Annotated in this window: 18 protein-coding genes and 2 tRNA genes; 9 read left to right on the top strand and 11 right to left on the bottom strand. The window is 47.7% G+C overall.

All coding sequences use genetic code 11. The features are described from left to right. Window positions 1-60 precede the first annotated feature (60 nt). Complete coding sequence (rnt, locus tag IL_RS09255; RefSeq protein ID WP_011235035.1) at window positions 61-708, bottom strand: ribonuclease T; 648 nt, start codon at window positions 706-708, stop codon at window positions 61-63. A 128-nt stretch (window positions 709-836) separates the two neighbouring features. Here rnt and IL_RS09250 point away from each other — a divergent pair, with 128 nt between their 5' ends. After that, window positions 837-1,733, top strand: a complete 897-nt coding sequence (locus tag IL_RS09250; RefSeq protein ID WP_011235034.1) for an OmpA family protein — start codon at window positions 837-839, stop codon at window positions 1,731-1,733. Window positions 1,734-1,738: 5 nt separating this feature from the next. Here the strand turns inward: IL_RS09250 and nth are convergent, their stop codons facing one another. The 7 genes from nth to rsxA are packed head-to-tail and all read right to left on the bottom strand — an operon-like array spanning window position 1,739 to window position 7,598. Then, entirely contained in the window at window positions 1,739-2,374 is a 636-nt protein-coding gene (gene nth / locus IL_RS09245; RefSeq protein WP_011235033.1) for an endonuclease III, read from the bottom strand. Between the two features lie 25 nt (window positions 2,375-2,399). Continuing rightward, complete coding sequence (locus tag IL_RS09240; RefSeq protein ID WP_011235032.1) at window positions 2,400-3,080, bottom strand: electron transport complex subunit E; 681 nt, start codon at window positions 3,078-3,080, stop codon at window positions 2,400-2,402. Continuing rightward, window positions 3,077-3,718: an electron transport complex subunit RsxG gene (gene rsxG, locus IL_RS09235; RefSeq protein ID WP_011235031.1), complete on the bottom strand. Its 642-nt coding sequence runs from the start codon at window positions 3,716-3,718 to the stop codon at window positions 3,077-3,079. The genes IL_RS09240 and rsxG overlap by 4 nt, the downstream gene beginning before the upstream one ends. Before the next feature lies 1 nt (window position 3,719). Continuing rightward, the gene (gene rsxD / locus IL_RS09230) at window positions 3,720-4,772 is read right to left on the bottom strand and encodes an electron transport complex subunit RsxD (RefSeq protein WP_011235030.1); all 1,053 of its coding nucleotides are present in this window, start codon (window positions 4,770-4,772) and stop codon (window positions 3,720-3,722) included. After that, a complete protein-coding gene (rsxC, locus tag IL_RS09225) occupies window positions 4,769-6,439 on the bottom strand; it encodes an electron transport complex subunit RsxC (protein WP_011235029.1) in 1,671 nt (556 codons plus the stop codon). Before rsxC ends, rsxD begins: the two co-directional genes overlap by 4 nt. Continuing rightward, a complete protein-coding gene (rsxB, locus tag IL_RS09220; RefSeq protein ID WP_011235028.1) occupies window positions 6,436-7,017 on the bottom strand; it encodes an electron transport complex subunit RsxB in 582 nt (193 codons plus the stop codon). The genes rsxC and rsxB overlap by 4 nt, the downstream gene beginning before the upstream one ends. Further along, complete coding sequence (gene rsxA, locus IL_RS09215) at window positions 7,017-7,598, bottom strand: electron transport complex subunit RsxA (protein ID WP_011235027.1); 582 nt, start codon at window positions 7,596-7,598, stop codon at window positions 7,017-7,019. Before rsxA ends, rsxB begins: the two co-directional genes overlap by 1 nt. A 194-nt stretch (window positions 7,599-7,792) precedes the next feature. Between rsxA and IL_RS09210 the strand changes: the two genes are divergently transcribed. Together IL_RS09210 and IL_RS09205 are read left to right on the top strand one after the other, a co-directional pair. Then, window positions 7,793-8,302: a phosphatase PAP2 family protein gene (locus tag IL_RS09210; RefSeq protein WP_011235026.1), complete on the top strand. Its 510-nt coding sequence runs from the start codon at window positions 7,793-7,795 to the stop codon at window positions 8,300-8,302. Beyond that, window positions 8,299-9,330, top strand: a complete 1,032-nt coding sequence (locus IL_RS09205) for a glycosyltransferase family protein (protein ID WP_011235025.1) — start codon at window positions 8,299-8,301, stop codon at window positions 9,328-9,330. Before IL_RS09210 ends, IL_RS09205 begins: the two co-directional genes overlap by 4 nt. A 17-nt stretch (window positions 9,331-9,347) precedes the next feature. Here the strand turns inward: IL_RS09205 and IL_RS09200 are convergent. The 3 genes from IL_RS09200 to IL_RS09190 all read right to left on the bottom strand — a co-directional run bounded on the left by IL_RS09200 (window position 9,348) and on the right by IL_RS09190 (window position 11,429). Then, a tRNA-Asn gene (locus IL_RS09200) sits at window positions 9,348-9,424 on the bottom strand. A 22-nt stretch (window positions 9,425-9,446) separates the two neighbouring features. Further along, window positions 9,447-9,523, bottom strand: a tRNA-Asn gene (locus tag IL_RS09195). 718 nt (window positions 9,524-10,241) lie between these two features. Beyond that, complete coding sequence (locus tag IL_RS09190; RefSeq protein ID WP_011235024.1) at window positions 10,242-11,429, bottom strand: pyridoxal phosphate-dependent aminotransferase; 1,188 nt, start codon at window positions 11,427-11,429, stop codon at window positions 10,242-10,244. Between the two features lie 133 nt (window positions 11,430-11,562). Between IL_RS09190 and IL_RS09185 the strand changes: the two genes are divergently transcribed. The 6 genes from IL_RS09185 to IL_RS09160 all read left to right on the top strand — a co-directional run bounded on the left by IL_RS09185 (window position 11,563) and on the right by IL_RS09160 (window position 17,827). After that, window positions 11,563-12,921 carry an MATE family efflux transporter gene (locus IL_RS09185; protein WP_011235023.1) on the top strand — a complete coding sequence of 453 codons (1,359 nt, stop codon included), beginning with the start codon at window positions 11,563-11,565 and terminating at the stop codon, window positions 12,919-12,921. After that, window positions 12,914-14,947 (top strand): excinuclease ABC subunit UvrB, encoded by a 2,034-nt coding sequence (gene uvrB, locus IL_RS09180; protein WP_011235022.1) that lies wholly within the window; start codon window positions 12,914-12,916, stop codon window positions 14,945-14,947. The genes IL_RS09185 and uvrB overlap by 8 nt, the downstream gene beginning before the upstream one ends. 99 nt (window positions 14,948-15,046) lie before the next feature. Beyond that, entirely contained in the window at window positions 15,047-15,265 is a 219-nt protein-coding gene (locus tag IL_RS09175; RefSeq protein WP_011235021.1) for a DUF2061 domain-containing protein, read from the top strand. After that, window positions 15,195-15,701: a DUF2919 family protein gene (locus IL_RS09170; protein WP_081423227.1), complete on the top strand. Its 507-nt coding sequence runs from the start codon at window positions 15,195-15,197 to the stop codon at window positions 15,699-15,701. The genes IL_RS09175 and IL_RS09170 overlap by 71 nt, the downstream gene beginning before the upstream one ends. Before the next feature lie 72 nt (window positions 15,702-15,773). Next, window positions 15,774-16,733 (top strand): hypothetical protein, encoded by a 960-nt coding sequence (locus IL_RS09165; protein ID WP_016341374.1) that lies wholly within the window; start codon window positions 15,774-15,776, stop codon window positions 16,731-16,733. Window positions 16,734-16,795: 62 nt separating this feature from the next. Beyond that, entirely contained in the window at window positions 16,796-17,827 is a 1,032-nt protein-coding gene (locus IL_RS09160; protein ID WP_011233734.1) for an IS110 family transposase, read from the top strand. Window positions 17,828-17,900: the final 73 nt, after the last annotated feature.

Raw genomic sequence — 17,900 nt, 5'->3', positions numbered from 1 at the left:
CTGAATTGAGAAAGCCGCTCGTTTGAGCGGCTTTTTTATGTCTGAATTTCGTATGTAAAGTTAACTTTTATCCTGACGCGATTCCGGCGGCCAGCCACCCAATTCCTTCCAGCGGTTAATCATCCAGCAATAGAGCTCTGCGGTGCGTTCGGTGTCATACAAGGCTGAGTGTGCTTGTTTGCTGTCAAACTCAATACCGGCTGCCTGGCATGCTTTAATCAGTACAGTTTGCCCTAAGGTCATTGCCGCAAGCGACGTGGTGTCAAAACTGACAAAAGGATGAAACGGGTTACGTTTTAAATTGGCACGCTCAGCGGCGGCCATCATAAAGCCGTGATCAAAGTTTGAGTTATGTCCCACTAAAACACTCCGCTGACAACCTGCAGCTTTCTGCGCTTTTCGTATAGGCTTGAAAAGCTCACGCAGCGCTTCACCTTCCTCTACGGCGCCGCGCAAGGGGCAGTGCGGATCAATGCCGTTAAAGTCGATAGCTGCCTGTTCAATGTTGGCACCTTCGAAAGGTTTTACGTGGTAATGAACCGAGTCGACCGGCTTGAGTATTCCGTCGTCATCGAAATCCAGCAAGACTGCAGCTATTTCCAGTAACGCATCGGTTTTTGCGTTAAACCCCGCTGTTTCGACATCGACGACTACCGGCATGTAGCCGCGAAAACGTTGTTTCATAAGCGAGTTAGAGCTGTCTGACATAGAATTTCCGTAGTGAATAAAACATAACGCCATTATGCCAAAGATAACGGAGTTCTGCTTGCAGAAATACTAAAGCAACCGCAATGCTTGCCGATAACAGACGTATCAGAAATAAATCAGGGGCGCTTATGAAAAATTGGCCGATGTTGACTGCTGTTTCAGCCTCGCTGCTGCTATTAAGCGGGCAGGCACAAGCAAACTCAGTCAGGCACTACAGTGCAAACCTGGATAACTCCGCCTGGCAGATCAGTGAAAAGAACCGCTTAGCCTGTGAGATGGAACATGAAATTCCTCGTTACGGTAAGGTGCGGTTTCAAAGTGAAGCCAGCAAAGAGCTCAATTTGCGCATGAAAATGGAGATGCAGAAGTTACCGGACAGCTATGGTGTGTCTGCTATTGAGTCGGTGCCGCCGCGCTGGCAGCCCGGTGAGTCCAGTTACCGCATTGGTAATATGCAACTGTATAAGCAGTTTGATGGTGAGCTGCAAAAACAACTGGCATGGACTTTGTTAAGCGAGCTGGAGAAAGGGCGGTATCCCACGTTTTTCTATGATGACTGGTACAACAACCGTGATCAGGTGGCAGTGTCTTTGTCGTCGGTGAATTTTCGTCGTACTTATGATGACTTTATGAGCTGCGTAAATGCGTTATTGCCTTTCAGCTTTGATGATATTGCGTACACGGTGCTTAACCATGAAGCCGACAGCGAAAAGCTGACTTTGTCCTCGCAGCGAAAGCTTAAACAGATTAGCGATTATCTTCAGGTGGATAATGAGCTGGAACTGGTTCTGGTGGATGCCTATACTGACTCGCTTGGTGCGCGTGGGCCGAACCAGGAATTAACCGAACAGCGCGCGAAAGAAATTCAGCAGTTTTTTGTTGAGCGTGGTATAGACGCCGAGCGGATTAAAACCGTTGCTCACGGTGAAGATCGTCCGGTTAAATCCAATGACAATGAGATAAACCGTCAGATTAACCGCCGCGTTATTGTGCAACTGACAAAACCGTCGTCGATTGAGCTGTAATAAGCTCAATCGCTGGTTTTTTCTTTAAACTCGCACAAGTCTTCAATAACGCAGGAACCACAACGTGGCTTGCGGGCTATGCAGGTGTAACGGCCGTGCAAAATTAACCAGTGGTGCACATCGACCTTAAACTCAGCCGGTACCACTTTTATCAGTTTTTCTTCTACTTCTTTGACGTTTTTTCCCGGTGCCAGTTTGGTGCGGTTAGACACGCGGAATATGTGCGTGTCTACGGCAATAGTCGGCCAGCCGAAGGCGGTATTTAACACCACGTTTGCGGTTTTACGACCAACACCAGGCAGGGCTTCCAGTGCAGCTCTGTCTTCCGGTACTTCGCCGCCATATTCTTGAACCAGAATTTTGCAGGTTTTGTAAGCGTTTTCGGCTTTGGAATTAAACAGGCCGATGGTTTTTATGTATTCTTTTATGCCATCCACACCCAGAGCTAGCATTGTTTCTGCGGTAGGTGCTGCGGGAAAGAGCTTACGAGTGGCTTTATTAACACCAACGTCGGTAGCCTGAGCGGATAACAAGACCGCAATCAGTAACTGAAAAGGTGAGTCATATTCCAGTTCTGTGGTTGGGTTGGGGTTGTTGTCCCGTAGTCGGCTTAAAATTTCGTAACGCTTGGTTTTATTCATAATAAGTCATTTGTTGTTATATTTTTCAGGCAGTAACCCGTGCACGGGTAACGGTTTTCTTTTCAGCGCGGGCGCTGCGTACTGCATCAATTTTATTTTTCAACGCAATAATAAAACCCATACCAATAAAGGCTCCGGGTGGCAGTATCGCCAGCAATAATGGGTAATTCACCGTGAATAGCTCAATTCGCAATTGTGCAGCCCAGTCACCTAACAAGAGTTCTGCGCCATTAAACAGCGTGCCGTTACCGATAATTTCGCGCATTGCGCCCAGCACAACCAGTACTAAGGCAAAGCCTGCGCCCATTGCCAACCCATCGAAGGCGGCCCGTTGCCATGGGTTTTTCGAAGCGTAAGCTTCGGCGCGGCCAATAATGGCACAGTTGGTCACAATGAGCGGAATGAAAATACCCAGTGACTGGTAAAGCTGAAAGACATACGCATTCATCAACAACTGAATAATGGTGACAAAAGTGGCGATAACCATAACAAAGACCGGAATACGAATTTCCGATGGCACAAATTCGCGTACCAGAGACACGGTAATGTTAGAGCCAACCAGAACAAACAAGGTGGCCAGCCCAAGACCCAGCGCATTGGTCACCGAAGCGGTAACTGCTAATAAAGGGCATAAGCCTAATAGCTGAACTAATGCTGGGTTATTGTCCCATAAGCCTTGCTTGGTTAAGTGTTTGTATTCATTCATTCCTGAACCTCCTGACAGTGAGGTAAGTCGGCATTAAATAGAACGTCAGCTTGTTGCTGAAGTTCTAAAGTCGCACGTTTTACTGCCGAAACCACGGCGCGAGGCGTAATGGTGGCGCCGGTAAACTGATCAAACATGCCGCCGTCGCGTTGCACCGCCCAGCGGTCATCGTCTGCGCCGCGAACTTGCTTCTCAGCAAAGCTTTTTATCCAGTCGCTTTTTTCAACTTCAATTTTGTCGCCTAAACCGGGGGTTTCCTGATGGCGCAGAGTTCTCACGCCCAGGACTTCCCCGCCGGGTTTAATGGCCACTAATAAACGAATAGCGCCGGAGTAGCCGTCGGGTGCAATAACTTCTGCTGCCAGCGCAGTTGGCTCTTCGTTAACCCAGGCGCGGTACAAGGGTTGCGGCTTGCTGCTGCCTAATGCCGGATTCTCCAGTAAACGACAGGACTGATACAAGTCGTTGTCGTGCATGGTCGGTGGTATCAGCTGGTTCAAGGTGCGCAATACCTGCTGTTGCTGCTGCATGGCAATTTTGTCTTCGGTCAGCACCTGCACACCAATAACCAGAGACGTGGCAACAACTGCGAATGCCGCCAACAATAAACCGTTTTTTTGCATACTGTTCAGCGTCATTTCAGTCTCCGTGTCCGTATACAACAGGCCGCGTGTAACGGTCTATAAGCGGTACACACATATTGGCAAGCAACACAGCAAAGGCGACTGCATCCGGGTAGCCGCCCCAGCTGCGAATAACAAAAATTAAGAAGCCAATAAGCAAGCCAAATATAACCCGTCCACGATTAGAGGTAGCCGCAGATACCGGATCAGTGGCAATAAAGAAGGCACCTAACATTGTTGCTCCGCTTAAGGCGTGAACGATAGGTCCGGGCATCAGGTCCGGGGCGAAAATATGCGCGATAAATGCGGGTATACAAAGACCACCAAGAAAGCCGAGTGGAATGTGCCAGCTGATAATACGTTGCTGAATTAAGAGTAACCCACCGACGAAAAAGCCCAGGTTTATCCACTGCCAGCCGGCACCGGCAAAGTAACTGAATTCTGGGCGCTGATAAATTTCAGTTAGTGTATAACCCTGAGTCAGTCCGGTTTTTATACTGTCGAGAGGGGTTGCCATGGTGACGCCATCGATACCGGAACGGAGCTGCTCAACGCTGTAGCCTGCTGGCGTGTATTCAAACAATATGGTGTGCAACGTTTGCCATAAGTTAAGCGAATGCTCACTAATAGCTGAAACCGGTAACCAGTTGGTCATTTGTACCGGGAATGACACCAGCAGAAGCACATAACCAGCCATGGCCGGGTTAAATAAGTTTTGCCCCATGCCACCATAAACATGTTTGACCACGACAATGGCGAATAACGTCCCTATAACGATGATCCACCAGGGCGCTAATGACGGAATGCTAATTGCCAGTAAAACGGCGGTAACTATGGCAGTATTGTCGCGCAAGGCTGAAAATGCCGGACGCTCCCGGGCTACGGTGCAGGCCATTTCGGCGGCAATTGCAGTAACCACGGCCAGAAGAATTTGAAACCAGATACCGGAACCAAAAAAGTAGCTGTGCAACAGTACGCCGGGAACCAGTGCATAACAAACCCAGCGCATCATCTCGCTGGTGTTGCGCTGGTTATGCCCATGGGGTGACGATGCAATTCTGAAACTCATGACTCACTTCCTTTGGCTGAGTTGCTTTCTTCCGGGCTTTCTTTAGCAGCCTGAGCGGCCTTTTTAGCTTTAGCACGGGCAATAGCGGCTGCAACCGCAGCTGATTTACCGGCTGGTTTCTCAGTGCTTTCTTCCGCTTTACTTCCCGGTTCGTCGCTGTTTTTCTGCTGCGCTTCTTGTTGCATTTCCTGCTGCATTTTCTTGCGCTCTTCGGCGGCTTTTCTGTGACGCTCTAAGCGTTCTTCTTTTTCACGCTCCAGCCGTTCCTGTCTTGCTTCGAAACGCTTACGGGCTTGTTCCGCCTTAGCTTTTTCCCGGGCAATATTACGCACTTCGGCTTTGGCCTTACGGTAGTAATGCACCAGTGGAATTTCGCTGGGGCAGACATAAGCGCAGGCACCGCATTCAATGCAGTCGAACAAGTTGTGTTTTTCCAGTGACTCGTAGTCTTTGGCTTTGGCCAACCATTGCAACTGCTGCGGCTGTAATGTTGCCGGGCAGGCATCGGCACAGGCGCCGCATCGAATACAGGCCAGTTCAGGTCCGGGAGAAGGAAGTTCCTTCTCAGTAGGTGCCAGAACACAGTTAGTGGTTTTTATGACCGGCACTTCCGTAATAGGCAGGGTAAAGCCCATCATTGGCCCGCCCATAATAATGCGTTGCTTTTTCTCCGGGGTAAAACCTGACTCATCCAGCAAGTGTTGAATTGGCGTTCCTAATAAGGCCCACACGTTGCCCCGTTGTTGCAGAGACTCGCCGGTCAGGGTAACCACGCGCTCTAATAATGGTTCACCATGGATAATTGCCCGTTTAACGGCATAAGCTGTGCCGACGTTTTGCATCAATAAACCGATATCCATCGGCAACTTGCCACTCGGTACCTGATGCCCGGTAAGCAGTTCAATCAGTTGTTTTTCCCCACCCGAAGGGTATTTGGTGGGCACTACCTTAAGCTGTATTTGCGGGTTGTCGTCAATGGCTTCTGCCATGGCCTTTATGGCCTCAGGCTTATTATCTTCAATAGCTAGCAGAACCGAGTCGCAACGGGTGATGTACTGTAAAATACGAATGCCGGCAATAATGTCATCGGCGTGTTCCTGCATTAAGCGATCGTCTGCGGCAATGTAAGGTTCGCACTCAACCCCGTTTATAATAAGGTGTCTCAGAGGCTTTTGTTGTGCCAGCTTTTGAGCGGTAGGAAAACCTGCACCACCTAAACCAGCAATACCAGCTTCCTGAATCAGTTCCAGTAAGCGTGAAATTTCAACGTCATGATAATCGGGCAGTGCGTGCTTATTTCCCCAGCGGTTTTCGCCGTCCGGGTGAATGACAATAGCCTGTTCCGGCAAGCCCGATGCATGTGCTGTAGGGCGCTCTTCAATGGCGGCAATGGTGCCAGAAGTTGGAGCGTGCAAGGGTAATCCTTGACTTAACCCTGCTTCAGTTAAACGCTGGCCTTTATCGACGCGCTCGCCGACCTTAACCAAAACCTTACCGGAAGGCCCAATGTGCTGGCGCACCGGCAAAATCAGCTCTTGCGGTAACTTAAGTTTACGAATGGGCTGGCTGCTGGCCGGGTGCTTGCGTTCAGGAGGATGAACGCCGCCCGGGAAGTGGCCTATCACATTGGCGCTAAAGTCATGTTTGTTTGCCTGCACGTCGCTCATTCCACCACCTTAACCGGAATGCTATTGGCTTTTATGTTCTCTTTCACTGTATCCAAATCCCATTGCCAGGTTTCGGGTCTTGCTTTTACTTTTACCATGTCGATACAGTCGACCGGACAAGGTTCAACACAAAGGTCGCAGCCGGTGCATTCATGTTCGATAACCGTGTGCATTTGTTTCGCTGCACCTAAAATGGCATCGACCGGACAGGCTTGAATACATTTAGTACAACCAATGCATTCGTCCTCGCGGATAACAGCGACTTTTTTAACGTCTTCTTCGCCATGGGCATCATCCAGCGGCTTGGCTTCTACGCCCATTAAATCGGCTAACTGCTTTATGGTCGCTTCGCCACCCGGCGGACATTTGTTAATGTCGTCACCGTCGGCAATGGCTTGTGCGTAGGGTCGGCAACCGGGGTAACCGCATTGACCACATTGTGTTTGTGGCAGAATTTCATCAATTTGGTCGACAATAGGATCGCTTTCGACGCGGAACTTAACCGCGGCAAAGCCAAGAATCACTCCGAATATCAGCGCTAATATACCCAGCGCGATAACTGCTCCGAATAAACTCATTAAGCGCTCACCAATCCGCTAAAGCCCATAAAGGCAAGAGACATAAGCCCTGCGGTTATCATCGCAATAGCTGAACCTTTAAACGCTACCGGCACGTCGGCGGCAGCTAAGCGCTCACGCAGAGCTGAGAACAAAATAAGTACCAGCGAGAAACCAATAGCGGCTCCCAAGCCATAAACAATGGACTGCACAAAGTTGTGTTGCTCGTTGACGTTAAGCAAAGCCACACCTAATACAGCACAGTTGGTGGTAATAAGTGGCAGGAAAATACCCAGTAACCGATACAGCGTAGGACTGGTTTTGTGTACCACCATTTCTGTAAATTGTACGACCACAGCAATAACCAGAATAAAACTGAGCGTTTGCAGCGACATTAAGTCGAGCGGCTCAAGTAGGTATTGGTTAACCAGGTAGCTACAGACCGAGGCCAGGGTCAGCACAAAGGTGGTCGCTGCTGACATGCCTATTGCCGTGTCCAGCTTGCCGGAAACGCCCATAAAGGGGCATAAACCCAGAAACTTCACCAGTACAAAGTTATTAACCAGCACGGTGCCTATCAGTAGCAGTAAGTAATCGGTCATTTACCTTTCCGGATACTGTGTTTAACAAAGACCGCATATTATCGGTGTTTTGGCCGCCATAAACAACAGACAGAGGGCATGTGTTTTGGAGAAAATTTGTGCATTGTCATACTTTCTTCACGAAACTGCTCATTTAGTGTCATAAAGGCTAGGCAAGGTAGCTACAACTGAAGCCAAAATGGGTTTTAAACCACATGGTACTAATCAGTTATTTACAACGTTTTGATCGCTATTGCTATTGTTTATTTTCTGGTTTGCGGGCTAAGGATTTGCCCGGACAGATTGCACTGCTGACGTCGCGCAGTGGTGACGGTTACGGTTACCTGGTTATTGCATTAATGGCCTGGCTTCTGGACGAATCCGGCGACGACTATTTTGCCCACCTGTTACTTGCCTTTGCTTTTGAGCTACCGGTTTACTGGATAATGAAAAACAGTTTTCGGCGCCAGCGACCCAGTGAGTTAAATTTATCCTTTGCCGCTTTGGTTGTCGCCAGTGATAAATTCAGTTTTCCCTCTGGCCATACCGCAGCTGCGGTTCTGTTTTCTACAGTAACCTATCAGTACTACCCAAATCTTGGCTTAGTCTGTTTTGGCTGGGCTGCCGCCATTGGTGCCTCCCGAGTTGTGGTTGGTGTCCATTACCCCAGCGATATTGTTGCCGGCGCTTCGCTGGCTATTGTCGTATCGGAGTTCGTTATATGAAAATTCTTTATGGTATACAGGGCACGGGTAATGGTCACCTGAGTCGCTGTCACACCATGGCAAAGTCTCTTGCAAAATATAATGTTGATATTGATTACCTGATATCGGGGCGTGATGTTGCCGGCTTATTCGATATGGACGTTTTCGGCGATTATCAGTGGCAGCAGGGTTTGTCTTTTGTCACTGAAAAAGGGCGGTTACGAAGACGTAAGACGTTGCTGAACAACGACTGGAGTCAGTTTTGGCAGGATGTAAAAAAGTTACCGGTAAAAAATTACGATTTAGTGATCACAGATTATGAACCCGTAACCGCCTGGGCGGCTAAGAAAGCCGGAGTACGCTGTATTGGCTTGGGTCGTCAGTATGCGTTTCAAGAGCCTGAATTGTTCCGGCGTTTGTCCTGGTGGCAGAAAAAGCTGATATCTTCATTTGCGCCCTGTTCAGAGCCTGTCGGTATGCACTGGCTTTCAACCGGTAATGCGATTCCCCCTGTGGTCAGGCATGAAGAAAATAACTGTGGTGGCTTAATGCAACGTGTGGTTGTGTATTTACCCTTTGAAGACCCACGGCATGTGATTGAACAATTGCAGCCTTTAGATAATTACGAGTTTTCTTTTTTTCATCCTTTGGCAAAGCGCGAATCTTTAGGTCATATTGAGTGTTACCCTCCCTCGAGAGCGGAGTTTGCCGCTCACTTCAATAAGGCGTCGGCTATTTTGTCTAATGCGGGGTTTGAAACCAGTTGCGAGGCTCTGAGTCAGGGCAAAGCGCTTGCAGTAAAACCTTTGACCGGTCAGTTTGAGCAAAAATGGAATGCGCAGATACTGCAGGAGCAGGGGTTGGCGCATGTCCTTAAGCGAATCGACAGTGTGTCAATTGATAGCTGGTTAACCCAACGTAATCCGCAACGGTTATATTGGCCTAGTGTTGCAGATGAATTAGCTCAGTGGATATCTAAAGGCGCTGAGCAGCCGGTTACTGAACTGAGTGCAGGGCTGTGGTCCAGAAACGAAAAAACCGCCGTATAGGCGGTTCTCTCTAAATGTGGCTCCCCAGGTTGGATTCGAACCAACGACACATGGATTAACAGTCCACCGCTCTAACCAACTGAGCTACTGGGGAATTGAACAGGTTGGATGTTGCTTGGCTCCCCAGGTTGGATTCGAACCAACGACACATGGATTAACAGTCCACCGCTCTAACCAACTGAGCTACTGGGGAACAACATTCAACGGCTGCGAATATTAAAGCTCATACGCAGGGGTGTCAACTATTCTGCGAAGGTTTTTAAAGGAAAACGGTTCGGTTGTCGAAAAAGTCGACAAAATAGCTTTTTTAATCATATTAGCGCTAAAACATACGCCAATCGCTGTCGATGACAATGTCAAGTAACTGTAAAATATTCATCTATAACATAAGTGCTATGTTTATCGCTGATCTCATTATCCACAGATATCTGAATGTCGCAGTAGATAACGGCTACATGATCTTATCCACGGAATCTGTGGATAACCTTGTGTTTAACTCTGTTAAGTCGTAAGACTCATGCGGGTTTGAAGGCATTTTTAGGTCTGGTTAAAAAATAACGCAGTGATTTAATTTCTATAAAATACAATGGGTTATGTTATTTTGATGAATAAACACTCATGTTGGTGATTACGTCACCAACCAATGCCTGAAGAATCAGCAACTTGTGTATTTCTTAGTGAATTTGACTAAAAAACGCGCCAAAAAATCTTTCTAAAAATAAGTTGATCGGGCTTGACATTGCTTAAATTGATCGGGATCTGATTGACTTTATCTGAGGTCAACTTTTAGTAATTTGTAATAAAACTATCAAAATAGAAAAGGGCAATATTGGCGTGATTTGAGCTGGAATGACTGTTCAATTAATAGGGTTTTGGTGCTCATTCAGGAAAATGGCGCCAAAACCTTTATTTTATAAACTTTCTGAGAAGTCTTTAATTCTCTTAACCGCTTCTTTTAATACATCCATGCTGGTCGCAAAGGACAGGCGGCAATAACCATCGGTACCGAAAGCTGAGCCCGGCACTAGGGCCACGTTTGCTTCGGTAAGTAGTTTTTCGCAAAGTTCAACGTCACTGCTGACCTTAGCTTTAGCCATTAGTTCGTCAACCTGTGCGAACGCGTAGAAGGTACCGTCACCGGGCACACAGTTAACGCCGTCGATACTATTTAAGGCATCTACCAGGTAGTCGTGACGCTCTTTAAATGCACTTACCATTGTGTCAATGCAGCTCTGGTCACCATTTAATGCCGCCGCCGCTGCATACTGACTGATGCTGGTTGGATTTGAAGTACTTTGTGACTGCATTTTTTTCATGGCTGCAATAATAGGTTTAGGTCCGGCAGCATAACCGATACGCCAGCCTGTCATTGCATAAGCTTTGGATACTCCGGTCAGGATAACGGTGCGATCTTTAAGATCCGGAGCCACCATAGGGAAGTTAGCAAAAGCCGAATCACTCCAGAGGATATGTTCATACATATCATCAGTGGCGATAAGTACCTTTGGATAGTCACGCAATACTTCAGCCAAAGCTTTTAGTTCGTCTGCTGTGTATGCCGTTCCCGCCGGGTTAGACGGGCTATTAATGAACATTAACCGGGTTTTATCGGTCAAGGCTTCGCGCAGTTGTTCTGGTGTGATCTTAAAACGCTGATCAATACCGGCTTTAACAATAACGGGCTCTGCGCCAACTAGTTTGGTCATATCCGGATAAGAAACCCAATAAGGTGCGGGGATAATGACTTCATCACCCGGGTTTAACCAGGCACTGAGCAAATTAAAAATACTGTGTTTGCCGCCGGCAGAGACAATAATTTCTTTGCGCTCGTAGCTCAGGTTATTGTCGCGCTGCAGCTTTTTAATGACTGCATCTTTTAGCTCGTCGATGCCATCAACTGCAGTATATTTTGTTTTACCATCGCGAATCGCCTGAATAGCCGCTTCTTTGATAAAATCTGGTGTATCAAAATCTGGCTCGCCGACGCCCAGACCAATAACATCTTTGCCTTGTTGGCGTAATTCATTGGCTTTTTGAGTAACCGCCAGAGTCGGCGATGGTTGAATCGCATTGATACGATCAGAGAGTTGATAATCCACGTTCAGATCCTGTTTTTCGCAAGGGTTGAAATGCCCATTACTATACGGATCGCAGTGGCTAAAGTCTATTCTCCGTAGCCACAAAGCACAGTCTCATGTACACTATTCGGCTATCGAACTGAGGAGGGATTGAATGGCAGCTGCCGACGCATCAAGAAGTCTTATCAGCGCGCCGGTAGGACAAAAACTCTGGGAAATGACCTGGCCGGTTATTTTCGGTGTGGCTACTCTCATTAGCTTCAATGTTGTCGATACCTTCTTTATCAGTATGCTCGGAACAGACCCTCTTGCGGCTGTCAGCTTTACCTTTCCCGTTACTTTCACCGTTATAAGCCTGGCCATAGGTTTAGGCATAGGCACTTCTGCCGTCATTGCCCGTAAATACGGCTCCGACAGGCCGGAAGAGGCTCATTTTGACGGTTTTTCTGCGCTTTCAGTATCCGCCATACTAGTTGCTGCATTGGCGCTTATTGGCTACCTGCTGATGGATCCGGTTTTCAGTTTATTGCAGGCACAGGAACGGCTAATGCCATTGATACGGGAGTATATGACGCTCTGGTATCTGGGCTGCGTGATGTTGGTTACGCCTATGGTTGGGAATGCGGTTCTGCGAGCCGCCGGTGACACACGAACACCATCGCTTATTATGGCTTCCGGTGGGTTGGCGAACGCCATTTTCGATCCAATTTTAATTTTTGGGCTAGGGCCTATTCCTGCCATGGGCATTGAAGGTGCTGCTCTTGCTAGTGTTATTTCCTGGTTTAGTGGTGTCTTTTTAGTGTTTTGGTTGCTGCGCAGAAACAAGCTGGTTTCTTCTAAACCGCCGGCCGGACGACCTTTTTTTCAGGCATGGGTTAAGTCAGCCCGCGGTATTTTAAAAATAGGTATGCCGGCAGCCAGCGCCAATATGCTGACGCCATTAGCTATGTCAGTGATGACTGCTATTGTCGCATCTTATGGAGCTCCAGCCGTGGCAGCGTTCGGTGTCGGGTCCCGACTGGAGTCACTGGCCAGCGTCATTATACTGGCGTTGTCTATGTCGTTGCCGCCATTAATTAGCCAGAACTACGGCGCGGATCGTATTGATCGGGTGAAAGAAGCCTATCGAACCGCGTTAAAAGCCGTGCTGGCCATTCAGGCGATCATTTATTTACTGATGCTGGTAACCGCACACTGGATAGCTCAGGTATTTGCCGAAGAGCAGGCGGTTGCCGACATTGTTAAGCTCTTTATTTATATTATGCCGTTGGGTTACGGGTTGCAGGGCATTATTATACTGACCAATTCCAGCTTTAATGCTGTGCACCGGCCAATGAACGCGTTGTGGTTAAGTATCATTCGGTTATTTGTTTTATTCGTACCGCTCTCTTATTTGGGGAGTGTACTCGCTGACTTAACCGGTTTATTCATTGGCGGGGTGGTCGCTAATCTGTTTACTGCTGTTATTGCGTATTGGTGGTTTTCACGCGAGTTGAGGAGAGAACGTGGCTAAGAAATTTGAACTGGTTTCTAAATACAAGCCGGCGGGTGACCAGCCCAAAGCCATTGAGTCGCTGCTCGATAATCTGGACGCCGGTCTGGCGCATCAGGTGCTGTTGGGGGTAACTGGTTCAGGTAAAACCTTTACTATGGCGAATGTCATTGAACGTTCGCAGCGTCCTACCTTGATACTGGCACACAATAAAACCCTGGCAGCGCAGCTTTATGGTGAGATGAAAGAGTATTTCCCCAATAACGCGGTGGAATACTTTGTCTCTTACTATGACTACTATCAGCCTGAAGCTTATGTGCCGACAACCGATACTTTCATTGAGAAAGACGCCTCAATTAACGACCACATAGAGCAAATGCGCTTGTCAGCTACCAAAGCTCTGATGGAACGCCGTGATGTGGTTCTGGTTGCGTCGGTATCAGCCATCTACGGTCTGGGTGATCCCGAGTCTTACATGAAAATGATGTTGCATTTGCGTCGTGGCGACATTATCGATCAGCGCGACGTTCTGCGGCGTTTGGCTCAGTTGCAGTATAAGCGAAACGACGCAGCCTTCGAGCGCGGTACTTACCGGGTTCGTGGCGATGTGATAGATATCTTTCCGGCGGAGTCGGAAGAAATAGCGGTGCGTCTGGAGCTGTTTGACAGCGAAGTTGATCGGATTAGCTTTTTTGAACCTTTAACCGGACAGATTACGGAAAAAGACGTTGCGCGCGCCACTATTTATCCGAAAACGCATTATGTAACACCGCGGGAAGTGCTGGTTAAAGCCATTGAAAAGATAAAAGATGAACTGAAAGATCGTCGCGATATTCTGCTTAAGCAAAATAAACTCATAGAAGAGCAGCGGATTAATCAGCGTACGCAGTTTGATATTGAAATGATGCTGGAGCTTGGCTATTGCTCGGGCATTGAAAACTACTCACGCTATTTATCCGGTCGTGCGCCGGGCGAGCCGCCACCAACCTTAATGGACTACTTACCGGATAACGCACTGCTTATCATTGATGAGTCACACGTTACTGTGTCGCAGATTGGCGCTATGTATAAAGGCGACCGCTCGCGTAAAGAAAATCTGGTGGAATACGGTTTCCGTTTACCGTCAGCACTGGATAACCGGCCGCTTAAATTTGATGAGTTTGAGGCTATAGCGCCACAAACCCTGTATGTGTCAGCGACACCGGGCAAGTATGAATTAGAGCGCAGTGGTAATGAAGTGGTTGAGCAGGTTGTCAGGCCGACAGGATTGATTGATCCGCAGATAGAAGTGCGTCCGGTTGCCACCCAGGTGGATGATTTAATGTCTGAAATACGCTTGCGGACAGAGGTCGGCGAGCGGGTGCTGGCGACAACTTTGACCAAAAAGATGTCGGAAGATTTAGCCGACTATCTGGATGAACACGGCATAAAGGTGCGTTATCTGCATTCAGACATTGATACCGTTGAACGTATGGAGATTATCCGCGATTTGCGTCTGGGTAAGTTTGATGTGCTGGTCGGTATTAACTTGCTGCGGGAAGGTCTGGATATGCCGGAAGTGTCGCTGGTCGCGATATTAGATGCGGATAAAGAAGGCTTTCTGCGCTCCGATCGTTCGTTAATTCAGACGATTGGTCGTGCGGCACGTAACGTTAACGGCCGCGCCATTTTATACGCCGACCGTATTACCGGCTCTATGCAACGCGCTATGGATGAAACAGACCGTCGCCGCGAGAAGCAAATTGCTTACAACAAAGAGCACGGTATTACCCCGCAGGGACTGAATAAAGACATTACCGACGTGATGGACTTGGGGCAGGGGTCAGCTAAAGCTCGTAAGAGTAAAGCTGAAAAAGCGCTGGCAGAAGTGGCCTCCGGGTATGATGCCCGCACGGTAGTGGTTAAAGACGCGAAAGCGGTGATGAAAGAAATCGACGCTAAAGAGAAAGAGATGTACAAAGCGGCGCAGAACCTTGAGTTTGAACAAGCAGGTAAACTGCGCGATGAAGTCGCTGAACTGCGCGAACAACTTAAACGAGCGGTTTAAAGATAAATACCCTGCAGCGAACAGGGTTATCGCTTTTATCAATTGGCTGTAACAATCTTAATCGGCAACAATCAATAAAAGTCGACGCGGGAGATTGTTATGAAAGACGCAGTAAAGACAGTATCATTTGGTATCATGCATTTTACCATCGCCTTTGGCGTAGTCTGGTTAATGACAGGCGATGTCGTGCTTGGTGGTGCTATTGCTCTGATTGAACCTTTAGTGAATACAGTAGGTTATTATTTCCATGAAAAAATCTGGCAGCGAGGCGACAAGCGCCGGGCAGCGATTGGTAGAGAGAGCACGATACCTGGATAAAGAGGGCCGGGCGAGTATACCGCTCTCGCTCCTGCTGGTGCTTTTATTTGAAATGCGTGGCTATGTCGCCGCCATTATATCTCTGACTTTTTCTGAAGACCGAACTCGATTACTGAAGCTTTTCTACACCAGTTCAGAGCAGTTCGGGCTGATGTTACTGATTGGTCTGCCTGCTTTAATTGTTTTGCTGGCAACCACCTTTGTCGGTGAAGACAAAGCTAACTGGGCAAATAGATTAATGCGTTTTGCTCAACCTCTGTTATTACTCTCTTTAATTTTTGATGCCGTACTTATTTTCTGGCTATTCATTGAACAACATGGTGCTTTTTCATTTGGTCGCGCCGCAATTGTTTTTGGTTGGTTTGTTTGTGGCTGGTATTTAATAAACTCCAGACACTGGCGTTTTTATCGACAGCACCTGATTAATATAGAGTAACTTGAGTAAAGGTAGTTGATTTTTAAGGTTTAACGTTCTTTAATGGCTGTCTGAGAACTGATTCGGGCCAGCATGAACTTCTTAAATAACTTTTTTCTGCTTAAAGACGAAGGAACGTCAGAAAATGGTGTTCCCAATTGGCGAGTCAGCGCACTAAGAATTATTCTTTTCTCGGGAGCTTTCCTTTCATTAGCTGTTTTTATTGATACGCTTGTCCCTTTATTAGAGTTGCATTTAATTTTCACTATAGGCGTTACCTCCACATTTTTGGGAGTGATGCTGACCCTATTTTGGTTAAGTACTCGATACTATCATTTTTGTGCTCATTCTCTGCATGTCATGATTATTGCCGCGAGTTTGTCCTGTAATCTTTTATTAGTCGACTTGAGCCTTGCACAAGTTAGCTCAATGTTTATGTATGCTTCACCACTTATAGCGTTGATGCTTTTAGGTGGACGTGCTGCATTATTCTACGGCATTCTTAATATTGTGCCGTTTTATATTATTCTTAACGATATCGACTTATCAGAATTGACAGGAATTAACGAACAGTTACCTGATGCGTCTCTATATATTTTGGGACTTATTTTTCTGTTTTTTAACATCTGTATTCCTCTCGCAGTGGCTCGTACAATAGTCGCTGCAAAACGTCTGAATCAGGAAACTCAAAAGTCTAACGATTACTTAAAAGGTAAGAACTCGCTTTACCGGGTGTTTTTTGCCGAGTCGAGAAGACCCAAAGTTATTGTTAATGAAGACGGGTTAATTACAGATTTTAATAAACAGGCCGGTGATATTTTTGGTTTAGATGAGTCGACGAGAAGTGGTTGTCAGTCTATTTCTAACTGGTTTCCCGATATTAATCATGCCAAATTACCCACGGGTGGCAAGATTATCCGTCATGAGCATACATACCAACAAGTTGTCAGATTAGAAGTTCCGGAAGCCAGCTCTTATGTTTATGAATTTGTCGATTGCACACAAGAGAAAACGCTGGAGAGTAACCTGATGAGATGGTCCCCTCCCTCCTAAGCGGCATCGCAATGTGCCAATATAGAGGTTCAAGCTTCTATAGAACAGAGTGGAGAGGACCAATGGCTATTGTAAACAGAATTGCCCTGGATTTGGCAAAGGATTTTATTCAGGTTTTGGCGCTGGATGAAAATGAGCAGGAAGTTTTTAATAAAAAACTGCGCAGCAATAAAGTGTTAGCGAAGCTGGCGACGCTGAGCCGTACGGATGACTGTGAAGTAGCGGTTGAGTCCTGCGGCATGAGTCATTACTGGCGCCGCGAATGTGAAAAGCTGGGTTATAAAACGGTGGCGTTGCCACCGCGTTTCGTCAAAGCGTACCTGCAGGGTGAGAAGAACGATGCGAATGACGCCCGGGCAATAGCCGAGGCGGCATCACGACCCAACCGTCAGACGGTCAGGCTGAAAAGCATTGAGCAGCAGGACTTAGCATTGATGGTCAATCAGCGGGAAGGCTTCGTGCAGACGAGAACGCAGTTCTCGAATAGGTTGCGGGGGCAACTGGCCGAATACGGCATTCTTTTACCGAAGCGAGTCGGTACGATATTACAGAGAGTACCGGAGGTACTGGAAGACGACAGCAATGCGCTGACGCTTCAGTCACGGGACCTCATCAACCGGCTCTATCAGATGCTGCGAGCGGTGGATGAAGAAGTTAAAGCGCTGGATAAGCACTTAGCGACACAGGCCGAAAGGAATGAAGACAGTCAGCGGCTGATGACCCTGCCGGGTATCGGACCGATAACAGCGACCTCGCTGCTGGCACTGATAGGTGATGTGAGTGAATTTAAACGCGGCCGCAACCTGTCGGAATACCTGGGACTGGTACCACGGCAAAACAGCAGTGGCGGTAAAGACCGTTTAGGCGGTATTACCAAAAAAGGGAACACCAAACTCAGGACACTGCTGGTGCATGGCGCCCGCTCGGCACTGCGGGTGGCACAACAGCGCCACGACAGGCTGAGCCTCTGGGCACAGGATGTCGCTAAACGCAGAGGCAACAACGTTGCAGCGGTGGCACTGGCTAACAAGCACGCCCGGATAATCTGGGCGATGTTAAAGAATAAAGAAGATTACCGGATGACTGCTGCTTAACAGCATTCAGTAAAAGAGCACAGCGAAGGTTCATTCCTTCCGGGAGTTGCAAACGTCAACAGGATGGTAAAAT

Source organism: Idiomarina loihiensis L2TR, from assembly GCF_000008465.1.
GTDB lineage: Bacteria > Pseudomonadota > Gammaproteobacteria > Enterobacterales > Alteromonadaceae > Idiomarina > Idiomarina loihiensis.
The sequence above is the reverse complement of the archived record's forward strand: the minus strand, read 5'-3'. Positions and strand labels throughout refer to the sequence as shown.